The following is a 392-nucleotide window of genomic DNA, read 5'->3' as shown; positions in this document are numbered from 1 at the left end:
GCCTTGCAGATCGACGCCCGCGGGCAAAACGCCAACATGGGTGCCGCGCTGCTGCAAATGGCCCAGGCGTGGCTGGTGTTCTACACCGCCTATCGGATCCTCGCGCCGGGTGGCGTGGCGGAACTGCATTTCCGTTGGGAAAAGCCTCAGGTCGAATTCCTTCAAGGCTGGGTCCGTCGACTCGGTCTGGTGGTCATGGCGCTGGTGGCGGTAGTGGCGGTCGCCGAACTGCAACCGGCAACGCTCGCCGATGACGTGCTGGGCATGCCGGTGGTGTTGACCTGCTATGCCTTGATGGCCTGGCTGCTCAGCCGCTTACTGATGCGAAGCCCGACGCACGAGAACACTTCGCTGTTCCGCAAAATTGTAGGGATCCTGTTTACCGCCCTGCC

At 62.8% G+C, this 392-nt stretch carries 1 protein-coding gene; it reads left to right on the top strand.

The features are described from left to right. Nucleotides 1–392, top strand: a 392-nt coding sequence (locus SB772_RS39295; RefSeq protein WP_410838428.1) for a hypothetical protein, incomplete at both ends; no start/stop codon positions are given.

The sequence above is a fragment of the Paraburkholderia sp. SIMBA_030 genome, assembly GCF_046535245.1.
GTDB lineage: Bacteria > Pseudomonadota > Gammaproteobacteria > Burkholderiales > Burkholderiaceae > Paraburkholderia.
The sequence above is the reverse complement of the archived record's forward strand: the minus strand, read 5'-3'. Positions and strand labels throughout refer to the sequence as shown.